A 14,218-nucleotide genomic window follows, 5' to 3' on the forward strand; every position below is an offset into this window, starting at 1 on the left:
CCCCGCTTCCCCCATGAACGGGCGGTCCCTCCTCACCCAGGGGCTCAAGTACGGGTTCGTCGCCCTCCTCGACGCGGCCGCTCTATGGGCCGTGATCGCCCTCCTCTTCCGCGGCGATTACATCCTCCTCGCCGTCCTCGGGATCGGCACCCTCGTCCTCAACTTCGTCATCCTTTCCCGCCGGGCGTACCCGCTGCGGTTCCTCCTCCCCGGGCTCGTATTCCTGTTCGCGATGGTCGTGTACCCGATCGGGTACACGGTGAACGTCTCCCTGACCAACCTCCAGACGGGAAACCTCCTCACCAAAGCCCAGGTCATCGCCCAGCTCGAGGGCCGCTACTACCTCCCCCCTCAGCCGGAGACGTTCACGTTCTGGGCGTTCCGCAACGCGCAGGGGGAGCTCGCGCTGCTCCTCACGTCAAGCGATGGCCGCACGTTCCTCTCTCAGGGGAACGAGCTCGTCCCAGTGGACCTCTCCGACCCGCGGTTCGTGCGGGGAGAGGACGGGACGGTGATCTCGTTCGATGGCTACACGCGGCTCACCCTCCCCGAGGTTTACCAGTCCCTGGGCGCCTTGGAGGCGCTCGACCTGCGGTGGGGGGAGGCACACGTGCGGCTGACGAGCGTCCGGGAGTTCGGGACGTTCCTGCGGAAGTACCAGTACCTTCCCGACCAGGATGCGATACTGGACCTGGAAACGAACGCCACGTACTACACCAAGGAGGGGTACTTCACCTCGCCCGAGGGGGTTCGCATCGAGCCCGGGTTCCAGATCTACGTGGGGTTCCGGAACTACCTCGACGTCCTCACCAACCCCGGCATCCGTGCCGACTTCACCCGTGTGTTCGGCTGGACGTTGGCGTGGTCGTTCCTGAGCGTGTTCTTCAGCTTCGCGGTCGGCCTCGGGCTCGCCTACCTCCTCAACGACCCCTACGTGCGGGGCCGGTTTGTCTACCGCTCGCTCCTCATCATCCCCTATGCGATGCCCGCGTTCATCTCCGCCCTCGTGTGGGCGGGGCTGTTCAACACCGACCTCGGGGTCATCAACCGCGTCCTCGGGGACCTGTTTGGGGTGAAGGTGCGCTGGTTGCAGGACCCGATGTGGGCTCGGACGGCGCTGATCTTCATCAACGTCTGGTTGACTTACCCGTACATGATGATCGTCTCGCTGGGGGCGTTGCAGAGCATCTCCCAGGAGCTGTTCGAAGCGGCGCGGGTGGATGGAGCCACGAGCTGGCAGAGGTTCTGGCGGATCACGATGCCCCTCCTCTGGGTGAGCGTAGCCCCGCTCCTCATCGGTTCCTTCGCGTTCACGTTCAACAATTTCACCATCATCTGGCTTGTCACCGCGGGACGACCGGCCGTGCTCGGCGCGGCCACCCCTGCCGGGGCCACGGACATCCTCATCTCCTGGACCTACCGCCTCGCGTTCGAGGGGGAGCGCGGGAACCAGCTGGGGCTGGCATCGGCGGTGTCGATCATCATCTTCATCATCATCGCCGTGATCAGCGCAGTGAACTTCCGGTTCACCCGCGCGCTGGAGGATGTGAGCCGCAGTGTATAGCCGTCCAAGCCGGATCGGCCTCATCGTGCGCCACGCCCTGATCTGGATTGGGGTGATCTACGCCCTGTTCCCGATCCTGTGGATCCTGTCCGCCTCGTTCAACCCCACGAACAACCTCCTCGAGCAGAAGCTCCTCCCGGCGAATCCAACGCTCGAGCACTACCGGCGGCTGTTCACCGATCCCACGATCCCGTTCCCCAGGTGGGTCCTGAACACGGTCATCGTGTCGGGGACTACAGCCGCGATCACGGTTTTCCTGTGCGCGCTCGGCGCGTACGCGTTCTCCCGGTTCCGGTTCCGCGGCCGCCGGGCAGGGCTCCTCGCCCTCCTCCTCGTCCAGATGTTCCCCCAGATGCTGGCGATGGTGGCGATCTACCTCCTCCTCATCAAGATCAAGGAGTTCGTCCCCTGGCTGGGGTACAACACCCATCCTGGGCTGATCATGGTCTACCTGGGGGGAGCGATGGGGTTCAACACCTGGTTCATGAAGGGGTACTTCGACACGATCCCGCGCTCGGTGGAGGAATCGGCCCTCGTGGACGGGGCAACGCCGTTCCAGGCCTTCCTGCGGATCGTGCTTCCGCTCGCCCGACCGATCCTCGCTGTGGTGCTCATCATCCAGTTCATCACCACCTACTCGGAGTACGTCCTGGCGAGCATCCTCCTCAAGGGGACGGAGATGTACACCCTCGCCGTTGGCCTGCGGTTTTTCATCCAACAGGCTTACGATCGGCGGTGGGGCGTGTTCTCGGCGGCGGCGATCCTCGGGGCCCTCCTCATCCTCGCGATCTTCCTCCCCCTGCAGAAGCTCATCATCTCCGGCCTCACCGGCGGCGCGGTGAAGGAATAGCTAACCCTCTCCCCGCTTCAGGTAGCGGAACCCCATCCCCGGCACGCCCACCTTCCCCGCAACGCGCTCCGCGGTGAGGAGGTCGGTCCACCGCCCGCCCATGGGGAGATCCACGACCGTCTCCTCTTCCCCAGCGTTGAGGGCGAAGGCGACCTCGGCCGGGGGCAGGTCCCGCACCAAGAGGAGGGACCTTCCGTGGGCATCGGCCCACCGCACGCCCCCCCGCCGGAGCACGGGCTCCTCCCGCCGCAGGCGAACGAGGGTCCGGAAGGCATCAAGGAGATCACGATCCCACTTCTGCTCGTCCCAGGAGAACGTGCGGCGACAATCGGGATCCTCCCCTCCCTCGACCCCGACCTCGTCTCCATAGTAGATGGCCGGCGCGCCGGGGAACGCGACCAGGAACGCCGCCCCCAGCACGAGCTTCCGCCTGTCGCCACGGCATAGGGTGAGGAACCGCGGCACGTCGTGGCTCCCAAGCAGGGTGTAGCAGGCGTAGTTCGCCGCGGGAGGGTAGCTCGCCCAAAGGCCGTGCACGTAGCGAGCGAACCGCGGCGCATCCCACGCTCCTTCCGCCAGGAAGCGGACCAGGCCCTCGCGGAGCTTGTAGTGCATCACCCCATCCAGGGCCCCGTGGCGAAACCACGACGTGGCAAGGCCCATCACCTCTCCGAGGACGTACGCGTCGGGGTTCACCGCCTTGCTCTCCCGGTACACGTCGCGCACGAAGTCGGGGGGGAGGTACTCCACCGTGTCCAGCCGCCACCCATCCCCACCGCGCTCATCGAGCCAATGGCGCACCACGGAGAGGAGGTAGTCGCGCACGGGGGGGTGGTCGTGGTTCCACTCCGGAAGCTGGGCATGTCCGGCCCAACACGCGTAGTTGGGATGAGGCGTGGCATAGGGCCGATCGCCGCGGATCCGAAACCAATCCCAGTACGGGGAACTCCGACCCCGCTCCACCACGTCCTGAAAGAAGGGGTGCCCCACCCCACAGTGGTTGAATACGCCATCGAGGACGACCCGCATCCCCCGGCCATGGGCCGCGGCGAGGAGAGACTGGAACGCGCGATCGCCCCCGAAGGCGGGATCCACCCGGAAGTAATCCTCCCCATCGTACTTGTGGTTCGTCGCCCCGGTGAAGATCGGCGTGAGGTAGAGGGCGTTCACCCCGAGGGCCTCCAGGTACGGGAGCTTGGCGAGGATCCCCACGAGGTCTCCCCCCGCGAACGAGCCATGGGTCGGTCGCTCGTCCCACGGGACCGTGCCGGGAGGGTCGTTCCCGGGGTCCCCGTTGCAGAACCGGTCCGGGAAGATCTGGTAGAACACGGCATCCCGGACCCACGCCGGGGGGCGCATCACTTCCACCGGGTGAGGATCTCCTCGCGGCGGAACAGCTTCACCGCCAGATAGAGGAGGACCCCATCGAGGACGACGAGGATCCCCCCCTCCAGGATCACGAGGAGGAGGTTCACCGCGGTCATCTGCACGGAGTAGACGATGAGGGGGATCAGGGTAGGAATCACGGCCAACCCCGAAAACTGGTAGGCGGCGCGCGGGTCGCTCGTCCGCGACGAGACGAGCATGGACACGAGCACTCCGAACACGGCGAGCAGCGGCGACAGGGCGAAGATCGAGACGAGCCACGGGACCGAGAGCACACCAGCCGGGATCCCACCGAGCATGATGTGGGCGGCCGCGAGGAAGAGGAGGAACACCCCCCACGTGAGGCCGACCGAGGGGAGCACCGCCACCAGGGCCTTCCCCACGAAGATCTCCCAGTCCGTGAGCGGGGTGGCGAGGAGGGGTTCCAGGGTCCCCTGCTCCTTCTCCCCGACGATCGAGTACACGGCGAGCGTGACCGGGATCATCACCGGGAGGATGAGGAAGTACATGAGCGCCGTGTTGAACAGGGTCGCCTGCGCCTCGGGTGGGAGCCCCTGGCCCTGCCACACCATAAACCCCGCCAACCCGCCCATGAACAAGGGGAGGAACAGGGCCCCGTAGAGGACCATCTTGATCTTCGCGAGCTCCTCCCACTCCTTGACCATGAGCGCCCTAAGCCGAGGCATCGTCCCCCCCCACGAGCTCAAGGTACACGTCCTCGAGCGTCCGCTCATCGCGCTGTACGGAACGGATCTCCGCCCCCAGCTCCACCAACCGGCGGACGAGGGCCGGGACGTCCCGCTCCGGGTCCGCCACCTCGACCGCGAGGGCGGTGCCGTCGAGGGATGCCGCCCGCACGAACGGCAGCTGAACCCCCGTCGCGAACTCCGCCCGCGGGTTCGCGAGCTCCACGATGACCCGCGATCCCGACATCCGTTCCTTGAGGGCCTCCGGGCGATCGAGGGCGATGAGGCGGGTGCGGAGCACGGCGATCCGGCCGCACAGCTCCTCCGCCTCGGGGAGGTTGTGCGTGCACAGGAGGACGGTCCGCCGCTCGCTCGCCAGTTCCCCGATGAACCGGCGCACGTCGCGGGCGCTCTCCGGGTCGAGGCCGGAGGTCGGCTCGTCGAGGAACAGGACCGGCGGCTCATGGACGAGGGCCCGCGCGAGGGCCAACCGCTGCCGGAGGCCCTTGGAGAGGGTCGCCACCGCGTCACCTGATCGATCGGCCAGTCCAAGCCGTGCCAGGTAGTGCTGAACGCGGCGGCGGGGATCGCTCACCCCATAGAGCTCAGCGAAGTACCGCAGGTTGCGCTCGACAGAGAGGCGCTTGTAGAACCCCGGCGCCTCGGTGAGGATCCCCACCTGGGATCGGATCGCTTGCTCCTCCTTCCCCACCTCGTGCCCGGCGACCCATGCCCGGCCGCTCGTCGGGGAGAGGAGGCAGGCGAGCATGCGCACCGTGGTCGTCTTCCCCGCCCCGTTGGGGCCGAGGAGCCCCACGATCTCCCCCTCCCGCACGTCGAGGTCCAGCCCGTCCACGGCCGTGCGGCTGCCGAACGTCCGGGTCAGGGCTTCGGTGTGGATCATCTCTCCCCCCCCTCCGCTTCGCGTCCCGGGGCGCACGAGGTCATGATGAGGTAGTCCACCCCCTGGCCGAACAACCATCGTCCCAAGGTCAGATGCTGCTCCACAGTGAACCCCACCTTCTCGTAGGCGCGGATCGCCCGGGCGTTTGTGGCGTGGACACAGAGGGAGACCCCCCGCAACCCGAGATCGCTGTAGGCATAGCGGAGGAGGAGCCGCAGCGCCTCCGGTCCGTACCCATGCCCCCAGCTGTCCCTCTCCCCGAGGAGGATCCCGACCTCCGCCGTCCCCTCCTCCGGCGCGATCCCATAGAGCCCGCACAGCCCGATCGGGCGGCGTTCCTCCCCCAGGAGGATGAGGAACTGCACATCGTGGGGCGTCTCCCCTCTCCACGGCAGGGCCCGGCGGCCGGTGAACCGCCTCAGCTCCCGGTCGGTGAGCCAACCCGCGATGAGGGAGCGGTCCTCCGCCCGGACCGGCCGCAGCCCCACCCCCCAGGTCTCACCCATGGCCCCCTACCGCATGGAGGACGCGCTGCTTCGTCCTGGCCAGCGTCCAGCCGGCGTTCCCGCGGTAGAGAACCGCCCCTCCATGACTCCCGCCTCCTTGGGTTAGGGCAATAGAACTGCGAACAGGCGCAACTCTACCCCCGATAAGGGGGACCCTCAACCGCGGACGGGCCCGCCGCCGGAGAGGGGACCGGTGTCCGGCAGCGCGGCGACGAACATGGCCTCCCGGGGACCCACGGGGTGCTGCCACCACGGGCGTGGTCGGCTAGGGTGCGGATGGGATCGCACCGAAATGCAAGAAAGGAGGGCACGCGTGATGGCCAAACGACTTGTAGGTGGACTGCTGGTGGGAGCGCTCCTCTCCTGTGCAGGGGGCATCGCCCAACAGGCGGTCGTGCTTCCCCCGGCCGAAGAGGAAGTGACGGTGCTCGAGGAGGCCTTCTCCCAGGTGGAGGACTTCTTCCGGGGATTCATCGTCGAGATGAAGACCTCGCTAGCGACGCTCGGCGCACGCGTCGAGGAACTGGGGAGGACGTCCCTCGTCTTCCAGATGGGCCTCGAGGAATTGGCGGAGCGGCTCCTCGATCAGGACAGGCAGATCACCGAGCTGGGCAGCCGCCTCACGGCGGTCGAACAGGCGATCGAGGGCGGGATCGGCCCCAAGATCATGGACCTCGACGGACGACTGAGCGCCCTGGAGGGATACGACTTCGCATCGTTCGAGCGACGGTTGGGGGCACTGGACAAGGCGTACGAGGCCCTGTCGGTGCGGATCGACAACAACCGGGCGAAGATCGAGGGCCTCGAGGCGGCGTTCGCGGCCACGAGTGCCAGCCTCGACGAGCGTCTGGCGGTGGTGGAGGAGGTCCAGATCGAGGCGGCGAGCCAGCGCCAGGAGATCGAGGCCCTGAAGACCGAGCTCGCGCAGTTGGCGGAGGCCGAGCAGGCCCAGTGGTCCGCGATCTTCCTTGTGCCCATCGTGGTGGGGGGGCTCCTGTTCCTCCTCCTCTCCTCCTAGGGCCTGACCCGGAACCAAAGTGGGACGGTGGGGCTGAGCCCCACCGTCCTTTTTCTTGCCCCCGCCCGGGGACGGCTGTCCGTCACGAGCGTGACAAACCCCACCGCGGGCGGACCCAGCGGCCATCCGGTGGCCCAGCCCCGTCCGCTACCCTAGCCCCTGGATGCCGAACCGAAGGAGGTCGTTCCGATGATGAGAAGGGTGATGGGAGGGCTGCTTGTGGGAGCGGTGCTCTTTGGAGGGGTCGCGCTGGCCCAACAAACGGGAGTCCAGCTCCCCCCAGCCGAAGAGGAGATCGCCGCTATGGAGAGTGCGTTCAACCAGGTGAGCCAGTTCTTCACCGGGTTGATCACGGAACTGAAGGGGGCCGTGGCCACCTTAAGCGCGGTGGACGCCGACTTTGCGGCCCAACAGCGGGCCATCGCGGCCCAGCTCGCAGACGCGGAGGGCAAGATCCGCGAGCTCCAGGAGGTCTGTGCCCACGTCCCGGGGCTCCTGTCCCGGGTGGATGGCCTCGCGGCTCGCCTCGATGAGGCAGGGGCCCAGATCGCTGAACTGCGCACCGTCGCTGAGGGCCTGACGAAGACGGACCAGGAGCTCGCCTCGGGCCTCACTTCCCTCGCTACGAGCCTCGAGAAGACCCGCCAGGACTTCGCCACCGCGATCGCCACGCTCGGGGACCAGGTCTCCGACCTCACCAAGCAGGGCACCGTACACGGCAACCGGATCACCGCCCTCGAGGGTGCGGTCCTCGCCCTGAAGTCCTCGATCGAAACATGCGAGGCTGCGCTGCGGGCGGAGATCGAGGCGATCAGCACCAACCTCGATGAGCAGGTGTTGGCGCTGCAGAGCTCGATCGCCGACGTGAACCACCAGCTCGCGGATCACGCAACCCGGATCGCGGCCCTCGAGGCCCAGGACATCGGCTCGATGCAGAGGCGGATCCTCGCCCTCGAGCAGTCAATTCAGGCGTTGAACATCAAGATCGAGAATAACCGAGAGAAGATCGCATACCTGGAGAAGGCGATCGGTGGGTTCACGTCCGACCTACAGACGACGATCGGGACCCTCCAGGCCCGGGTGGACGACCACGAGGCGCGGCTGGCGACGGTGGAGACGACCGTGGTCGGCCTGGACGTCACGGCGCTCCAGGATGCGGTGACCATGGCCCAGGGAATGGCGATCGTCGCCCTGGTGGCGGGACTCGCGGGCCTCGTACTCGGCCTCCTCGGTGGATAGACAGGCAGGGGATGGGCGCGGCGAGCGGGCCGCGCCCTCTTTCTTTGCCGTTGTGCGTAACGAACGTTACACTAGCCGCGTGGTCGGGGAGGGGCAATGGGACAGGTCGGAGAGCGGCTGAGGGAGCGAAGGTTCCGTTACAGACTGAGCAAGCGCACCTCGCCGTTCAGCAACTCCAGCCGGGAGCGGGGGGGCTCCCGCCCATGACGGCCATCGTCCGCCTCACCGTCCACGGGTTCAAGTCGTTCCGGCGGCGGGTGACGCTCGACTTCTACCCCGGGTTCACCGCCATCATCGGCGAGAACGGGACCGGGAAATCGAACCTCCTCGATGCCCTCACGTTCGTGATGGGCCGTCGCTCCCGGTCTCTGCGCGCGGAGCGGATCGAGCACCTCCTCCACTCCCCGGCGAATGGGGACCCAGTGGACGAGGCAGAGGTGATCCTGACCCTCGACAACCGCGCGGGCACGTTCCACGAGCTCCTCCCCGACGCGGGCGACGAGGTCCAGCTCGCGCGCCGGATCAACCGCACCTCGTCCACCTACCGCATCCAGGGCCGCGTCGTTGCCGCCCGGGATGTGGAGGCCCTCCTCGATCTGGCGGGGATCGAGGCCGATGGGTACCACATCGTGGAGCAGGGGATGGTGATTGACGTCCTGGAGCGATCACCGCGCGAGCGGCGGGAGATCCTGGACGAGGTGGCGGGGATCGCTGCCTACGAGGAACGCAAGGCCCGGGCGATCGAGGAACTGGGGGAGGTCAAGGAGCGGCTGAACACGAGCCGGATCCTCCTCGCCGAGCGGCGGCAGCGGCTGGCCGCCCTGTACCGCGAGCGCGAGGCGGCCCTCGAGTACCAGGCGCTCGCTGCGGAGCGGGAGCGGATCGCGGCAACGCTCGCCTGGCGCCGGTTTTTGGGCCGCAAGATGGCCCTGGACAAGGCCCACGCCCAGGCGGCCCGCCTCCGGGACGCGGTGGCTGACCTGGCGGCCGAGGTCGAGCGCCTGGACCGGGAGATCGAGGCCCGCGAGCGAAGGGGCGGGGAGCAGCCGGGGGATAACGGGCTGGCGGACCTCGTGCGGGGGGTGGAGCGGCTGCGAGGGGCGCTCGCGACGAAGGAGGCCGAGGCCCGCCTCACCGAACGGGAGATCGCCTCCCTGAAGGAGACGATCCGCGACATGCGCGACCTCGCCTCCCGGCCGGACCGGCCGCCGGAGGCCGTCGAGTCCCTGCTCGCCCTGCGCTGGAACGGGGTGAAGGGGACCCTCAGCCAGCTCGCCACCCCCAAGGAGGGGATGGAGGTCGCGTTCGCCACGGCGGTGGGGGGCCACGCCCATGACCTCGTCGTCGAGACCCGCGACCTCGCCTTGAAGGCGGTGCAGCACCTCAAAGAGCACAAGGCGGGGCGGGCGCGGTTCCTGCCCCTCGACCGGCTCGCAGTGCCCCCCGTATCCCCCAAGGCCCGCGCCGCGGCCCGGCTCCCGGGGGTCCTCGGGCTCGCCGCTGATTTCGTGACCTGTCCCCCGGACGTACGTCCGGCCCTCCTCTACGTGGTGGGGGACACCCTCATCGCGGAGTCGCTCGAGGCGGTGCGGGATGTCCTCGGGGTGCGGGTGGTGACGGTGGATGGGGACCTCCTCGAACGGGGCGGGGCGATCCTCGGCGGTTCCCAGGCCCGGCGATCGGGCGTGGATCTCGCCCCCCGTCAGGCCCAGCTCCGCTCCCGCGAGCAGGCCTTGGCCCAGCTACGGGCGGAGATGGAGAAGCTCTCCGCCGAGCTCGCCACAGCTGAAGCGACCCTCGCCGCGCGGGCGAAGTCGGCAGCCAACGCCCAGACCGCGCGGGCGAGCGAGGAAAGCGATCTTCAACTCCGACGCGACCGGCGGCGGGAGGCATACCGGGAGCTCGAGCGGCAGCGGGCGAACCTCGCCCGCTACGAGCGCGAGGCCGCGGAGATCGAGGGCGAGCTCGCGGCGCTGGGGGGGATCGCTGAGCCCGCGGGCGGTGGCGAACAGGGATCGCTGGAGGTCCTCCAGGCCCGCCTCCGCCAGGCCGAGCGGCGCCAGGCCGAGCTGGGGACGGTCAACCTGCGGGCGATCACCGACTACGACGCCTTCCTCGCCGAGTTCCAGGACCTGAAGGACCGGGTCGCGACCCTCGACGCAGAGAAACACGAGATCGAGCGGTTCATCGGGGAGATCGAGGCCAAGAAGAAGGAAAAGTTCCTCGCCACGATGGAAACAGTATCCGCTGAGCTTGACCGACTCTTCCAGGTCCTGTTCGGCGGCGGGGAGGCCCACCTCGCCCTCGCCGAACCGGGGAACATCGCGTCCGGGCTCCTCATCGCGGCCCGCCCACCGGGGAAGGAGCCGCGGCTGCTGGACGCGCTATCGGGGGGGGAGAAGACCCTCGTCGCGATCGCGTTCGTGCTCGCGTTGGCGGCTGGAAGGCCGGCCCCGTTCTACTTCCTCGACGAGGTGGATGCGGCCCTGGACCGGGCCAACTCCGAGCGGTTGGCGCGCCTCCTGCGGGAGTTCGCGCACCAGGCCCAGGTGGTCATGATCTCCCACAACGAGGAGGTCGTCCGCTACGCCGACCGGGTGTACGGGGTCCTCCTACGGGACGGGTCCTCGGCGGTGGTGGGGATGGAGCTAGAGCATGCCCGAGCTTGAGATCCTGGAGCCGCAGTCGTTTTCGAAGGCCGATTGGGAAAGCCTCTTTCGCGGCCTGATCGTGGACCTCGATCCATGGGCGTTCGACCTCGTGGACCTCATCGGCCGGTTCCGCGCCTACATGGCCGAGCGGGACCTCGCGTTTGCCGTGCCAGGGCGGATGGTGCTCGCGAGCTCGGTCCTTCTGCGGATGAAGTCGGAGTGGGTGAAGGAGGGAGGAGCTCCCCCCACGGTGGAGGAGGCGGTCGAGGAGGTGGCCGCCGAGCTCGCGGCGGAAGAAGCGCCCGTGTACATCGCCCCCGAGCTCAGGCTCCCCCTGCGGCGGGGGCCGCGGGGGCGGGTCACGGTAGGGGACCTCGGACGCGCCCTGCGGGCCGCCCTCGCGGCCGAACGGCGCCGGATCTCGGCCGAGCCCGAGTTCTCCCCTGACGACCTCGGGTTCGACCTCAACGAGGAGGCGTTCACCGACCGCGCCCAGAAGCTCCTCCGGGCCCTCCTTTCTCTTGTGAACGGGAACCGGGTGATCCCGTTCCACGCCGTGGCTGGCGGGGAACCCCGCGAGAAGGTGGCGCGGCTGATGGAGCTCCTCCACCTCGACGCGGAGGGCAAGGTGCGGCTGGTCCAGGAGGAGTTCCTCGGGGAGATCCTCATCGAGGTCCCGGATGGAAGCCAAAGCCCTCGTTGAGGCGGCCCTGTTCGTGGCCGACCGGCCGCTATCCCTTGCGCGGCTGGCGGAGGCGCTGCGCCTCTCCGAGGAAGCGGTGGGCCGGCTGATCCAGACCCTGGCCGACGAGTACGCCGCCCCGGATCGGGGGATGGAGCTCGGGCACGAGGGCGGGGGGTACGTGCTGCGGGTGAAGGGCGAGCTCGCCTCCATCGTCCGGCCGTTCGCTCCCCACCAGGACATCCCCGAACAAACCCTGCGCACCCTCGCCGTGATCGCCTACCATGCGCCGGTGCTCCAGTCCCAGGTCGTCAAGATGCGCGGCCAGCGCGCCTACGGCCACATCGGGGAGCTCGTTGCCCGCGGGTTCGTGGAGGCGCGGGACCAGGGGCCGACAAAGCTCCTCACCGTGACCCCCACGCTCTTGTCCTACTTCGGCGCCTCCTCCCTCGACGAGCTGCGGGCCCAACTCGGCCCGGCTCCTTCCCCCGACTAACGCCTTCCTAACGGTCGAAGATCCTCATCCCGTGCCACGCAGGGCGAGTTCACCCCTCTTGACCTGCAGGAGTGTGGGGATATATTGGAATACGTCCGGAGGGGCGTATGGGAGTCCTCACCGTGATCTCAGGTTTGCTCTTGGTTCCCGCGCTTCCCGGGTACACCGCATCGATCGAGGCTTCGCCTGCTACAACCATCACTCCGGCCGAGCTCACCCGGGGGCGATGGGGCGCCCTCTTCGTGGTAGTCCCTGGTTGCCCGGCGTGTGTGGAGGCCGTGGCCTGGTTGGGAGAAGCCCAACGGGTGTTTCCTGATCTCGATCTCCTCCTCGTGGGTCCGTGGCGCACCGAGGGACTCGAGGCCCTCTCCTCTGAGGCTGGACTGGCGTTGCTGGTGGACGAGGGTGGGCGGGTGGGGGTGGCGTGGGGCGTGCGGCGGGCCCCCGCCCTGGTGCTCCTCCTCGACGGCCGGCCCCAAGGCAGACTCGATTGGCCGTTCACCGAAGACGAGATTGTGCGAGGTCTTGAGGTGCTGGCGGCCGCGCCGCGGGAGGGGCCATGGCAGTTTCTCGGAGCCGCGGTCCCGTCGGGCGAGGCGCGGATGCTCGCGGGCGACCCCGTCAACCTGGACGAACTCCCGCGACCCCTGCTCGTTCTGTTCTTCAACCCGGACTGCCCGCCCTGCTGGGATGCGCTGCCGGGGCTTACCGAGCTGGGCGAGGGCGGAACCGATGAGTGAGAACCTGTGAGGAGGTGCGTGATGCGAGCGCCGTTGTGGGTGTTGGCGGTGGTGCTGGTCCTCGGGGTCGTTGGTCTGGCGGGTGACGGGAGCGTGCCGTGGCCGGGCACTGCAGGCGGAGGGAAGGGGGCATTCCAGCCCACCTCAAACATAGAACCGATAGGGCCGATCGAGACTCCCCTGTGGTGGAACTTCGGCTGCTCCTGGCAGTGGCTTGGATCTTGGACCTACTGCTACTGCTGTTGGGAATGCGAGAGATACGAGGCGTCTCTGCTCTGCACGGCGATTGTCGGGGCAGCCTGCTCAACAGTATGCACCGGTGCTACAGGGAGCTACGGAGGCTTCCCATGCAGTCTGGGTTGTGCCTTCATCGCCTACGAGCTCTGTAAGGATTGTGTCTCTTGGCGGGAGTGGTGCCCTTACTGCATGGACTGCCGCGTGACCGCGTGTCCGACAGGGGCCGCTGTACCGCTCTAGGCTTCCATCTCAAGGATCAACAGGAAGGAGATGGGTCTCGGGAGAGGACAAGATGGCACGTAGGCGAATCGCCGAGTTCGCGATTTGGACAGCCGGCGCAGCTACGCTAGGACTTCTTCCTTCGTTTGCGCTGCCAAGCCGTCTTGGACAGACTTTCCTGGTCTGCCTCGGGGTCGAAGGCTGTATCAGCGCTTACCGCACGATTCGCGCTGTCAGAGGCTACTGGCGACCTGCAGCCACCGTGATCTTAGTGCGCCTCTGGGCGGCCGGGCTGTTCATCGGAGTGGGTTGGCTCAAGGCCATCTAGCTGGTCGCTGCGGCACCGATCAACGGCACCTCGTCTGGACCAGTCAAGCAGGCGATCATCGTGGCCAGCGCTGCACGAGTTGCTCGGGCAGCTCCGCGCTCATTGCTGCGCCACCCCGACGTACGGAATTCTTGACCGAGAGGGGGGGATCCGCTGGGTGCACGAAGGCGTGGTCGGACCGGATGGGACTTGGTGGCTGATGCGTTGCTGCTGGCATTTCTGCGCTGAGCCATGCTGGGGCCCCTGCTGGTGGCCTCCCTTCATCTGCCTGAACTGCTGCAGGTGGGAGACTGGCTGTGAGTACGGTTGCTTCCCTCCCGACGCGATTCCAATGGGCCTTCCGATGGGAGATCTCCCGCACTAGCGCGGGAGGACGGGAAGCAGAGGGAGTCGCCCTCCTGGTATCCGGGGCGTGCGCCGTGCCGACCCAAGGGGCGGTATCTGGGTGAAGCCAGAGATAACGGCACCTAGGGTGTGAGGAGCCTCCCCGGAGTGCCGAGGCACCGACGCTACCCGGCGGAGCCAGAATCAGCGGAGGGACGGTCCACAGCGCAATCCCGCACAACCGTCCGTGTCTGGCGGCCTCTGCGCGGCTGCCTCAGCCGGGGCGTCATGATGGGTCACCCGCAACCCGCCAGGCCGCTCCGCGGTGGGGCCTGGCACGGCGGGCGGTGCATCTGCAATGGGAACTCGCGAGAGCGTACCTGGGAAG

The 14,218-nt window shown here is 68.0% G+C and carries 12 protein-coding genes; 8 read left to right on the plus strand and 4 right to left on the minus strand.

Features of this window, described 5'->3' with window-relative positions:
- Positions 1–13 precede the first annotated feature (13 nt).
- Complete coding sequence (gene malF / locus BARAN1_RS06280; RefSeq protein ID WP_122031693.1) at positions 14–1,564, plus strand: maltose ABC transporter permease MalF; 1,551 nt, start codon at positions 14–16, stop codon at positions 1,562–1,564.
- Positions 1,557–2,414: a sugar ABC transporter permease gene (locus BARAN1_RS06285; protein WP_231944260.1), complete on the plus strand. Its 858-nt coding sequence runs from the start codon at positions 1,557–1,559 to the stop codon at positions 2,412–2,414. The genes malF and BARAN1_RS06285 overlap by 8 nt, the downstream gene beginning before the upstream one ends.
- Here BARAN1_RS06285 and BARAN1_RS06290 read toward each other — a convergent pair whose 3' ends face one another.
- The 4 genes from BARAN1_RS06290 to BARAN1_RS06305 are packed head-to-tail and all read right to left on the minus strand — an operon-like array spanning position 2,415 to position 5,896.
- Positions 2,415–3,773, minus strand: coding sequence for a glycoside hydrolase family 13 protein (locus BARAN1_RS06290; protein WP_231944303.1), 1,359 nt, complete (start codon positions 3,771–3,773; stop codon positions 2,415–2,417).
- Positions 3,773–4,486, minus strand: a complete 714-nt coding sequence (locus tag BARAN1_RS06295; protein ID WP_157959541.1) for an ABC transporter permease — start codon at positions 4,484–4,486, stop codon at positions 3,773–3,775. Before BARAN1_RS06295 ends, BARAN1_RS06290 begins: the two co-directional genes overlap by 1 nt.
- Complete coding sequence (locus BARAN1_RS06300) at positions 4,473–5,390, minus strand: ABC transporter ATP-binding protein (RefSeq protein WP_122031808.1); 918 nt, start codon at positions 5,388–5,390, stop codon at positions 4,473–4,475. Before BARAN1_RS06300 ends, BARAN1_RS06295 begins: the two co-directional genes overlap by 14 nt.
- On the minus strand, positions 5,387–5,896 hold the full coding sequence (locus BARAN1_RS06305; protein ID WP_122031696.1) for a GNAT family N-acetyltransferase: 510 nt from the start codon (positions 5,894–5,896) through the stop codon (positions 5,387–5,389). The genes BARAN1_RS06300 and BARAN1_RS06305 overlap by 4 nt, the downstream gene beginning before the upstream one ends.
- A 316-nt stretch (positions 5,897–6,212) precedes the next feature.
- Between BARAN1_RS06305 and BARAN1_RS06310 the strand changes: the two genes are divergently transcribed.
- The 6 genes from BARAN1_RS06310 to BARAN1_RS06335 all read left to right on the plus strand — a co-directional run bounded on the left by BARAN1_RS06310 (position 6,213) and on the right by BARAN1_RS06335 (position 12,722).
- Positions 6,213–6,914 (plus strand): hypothetical protein, encoded by a 702-nt coding sequence (locus BARAN1_RS06310; RefSeq protein WP_157959542.1) that lies wholly within the window; start codon positions 6,213–6,215, stop codon positions 6,912–6,914.
- A 189-nt stretch (positions 6,915–7,103) separates the two neighbouring features.
- A complete protein-coding gene (locus BARAN1_RS06315; RefSeq protein WP_157959543.1) occupies positions 7,104–8,153 on the plus strand; it encodes a coiled-coil domain-containing protein in 1,050 nt (349 codons plus the stop codon).
- 203 nt (positions 8,154–8,356) lie between these two features.
- Positions 8,357–10,822: a chromosome segregation SMC family protein gene (locus BARAN1_RS06320; protein WP_157959544.1), complete on the plus strand. Its 2,466-nt coding sequence runs from the start codon at positions 8,357–8,359 to the stop codon at positions 10,820–10,822.
- Positions 10,809–11,507, plus strand: coding sequence for a hypothetical protein (locus tag BARAN1_RS06325; RefSeq protein ID WP_122031700.1), 699 nt, complete (start codon positions 10,809–10,811; stop codon positions 11,505–11,507). The genes BARAN1_RS06320 and BARAN1_RS06325 overlap by 14 nt, the downstream gene beginning before the upstream one ends.
- A complete protein-coding gene (scpB, locus tag BARAN1_RS06330) occupies positions 11,485–11,982 on the plus strand; it encodes an SMC-Scp complex subunit ScpB (protein WP_122031701.1) in 498 nt (165 codons plus the stop codon). The genes BARAN1_RS06325 and scpB overlap by 23 nt, the downstream gene beginning before the upstream one ends.
- A 305-nt stretch (positions 11,983–12,287) precedes the next feature.
- Positions 12,288–12,722 (plus strand): TlpA family protein disulfide reductase, encoded by a 435-nt coding sequence (locus tag BARAN1_RS06335; protein WP_157959545.1) that lies wholly within the window; start codon positions 12,288–12,290, stop codon positions 12,720–12,722.
- Positions 12,723–14,218 lie beyond the last annotated feature (1,496 nt).

The organism is Candidatus Bipolaricaulis anaerobius (assembly GCF_900465355.1).
Lineage (GTDB): Bacteria > Bipolaricaulota > Bipolaricaulia > Bipolaricaulales > Bipolaricaulaceae > Bipolaricaulis > Bipolaricaulis anaerobius.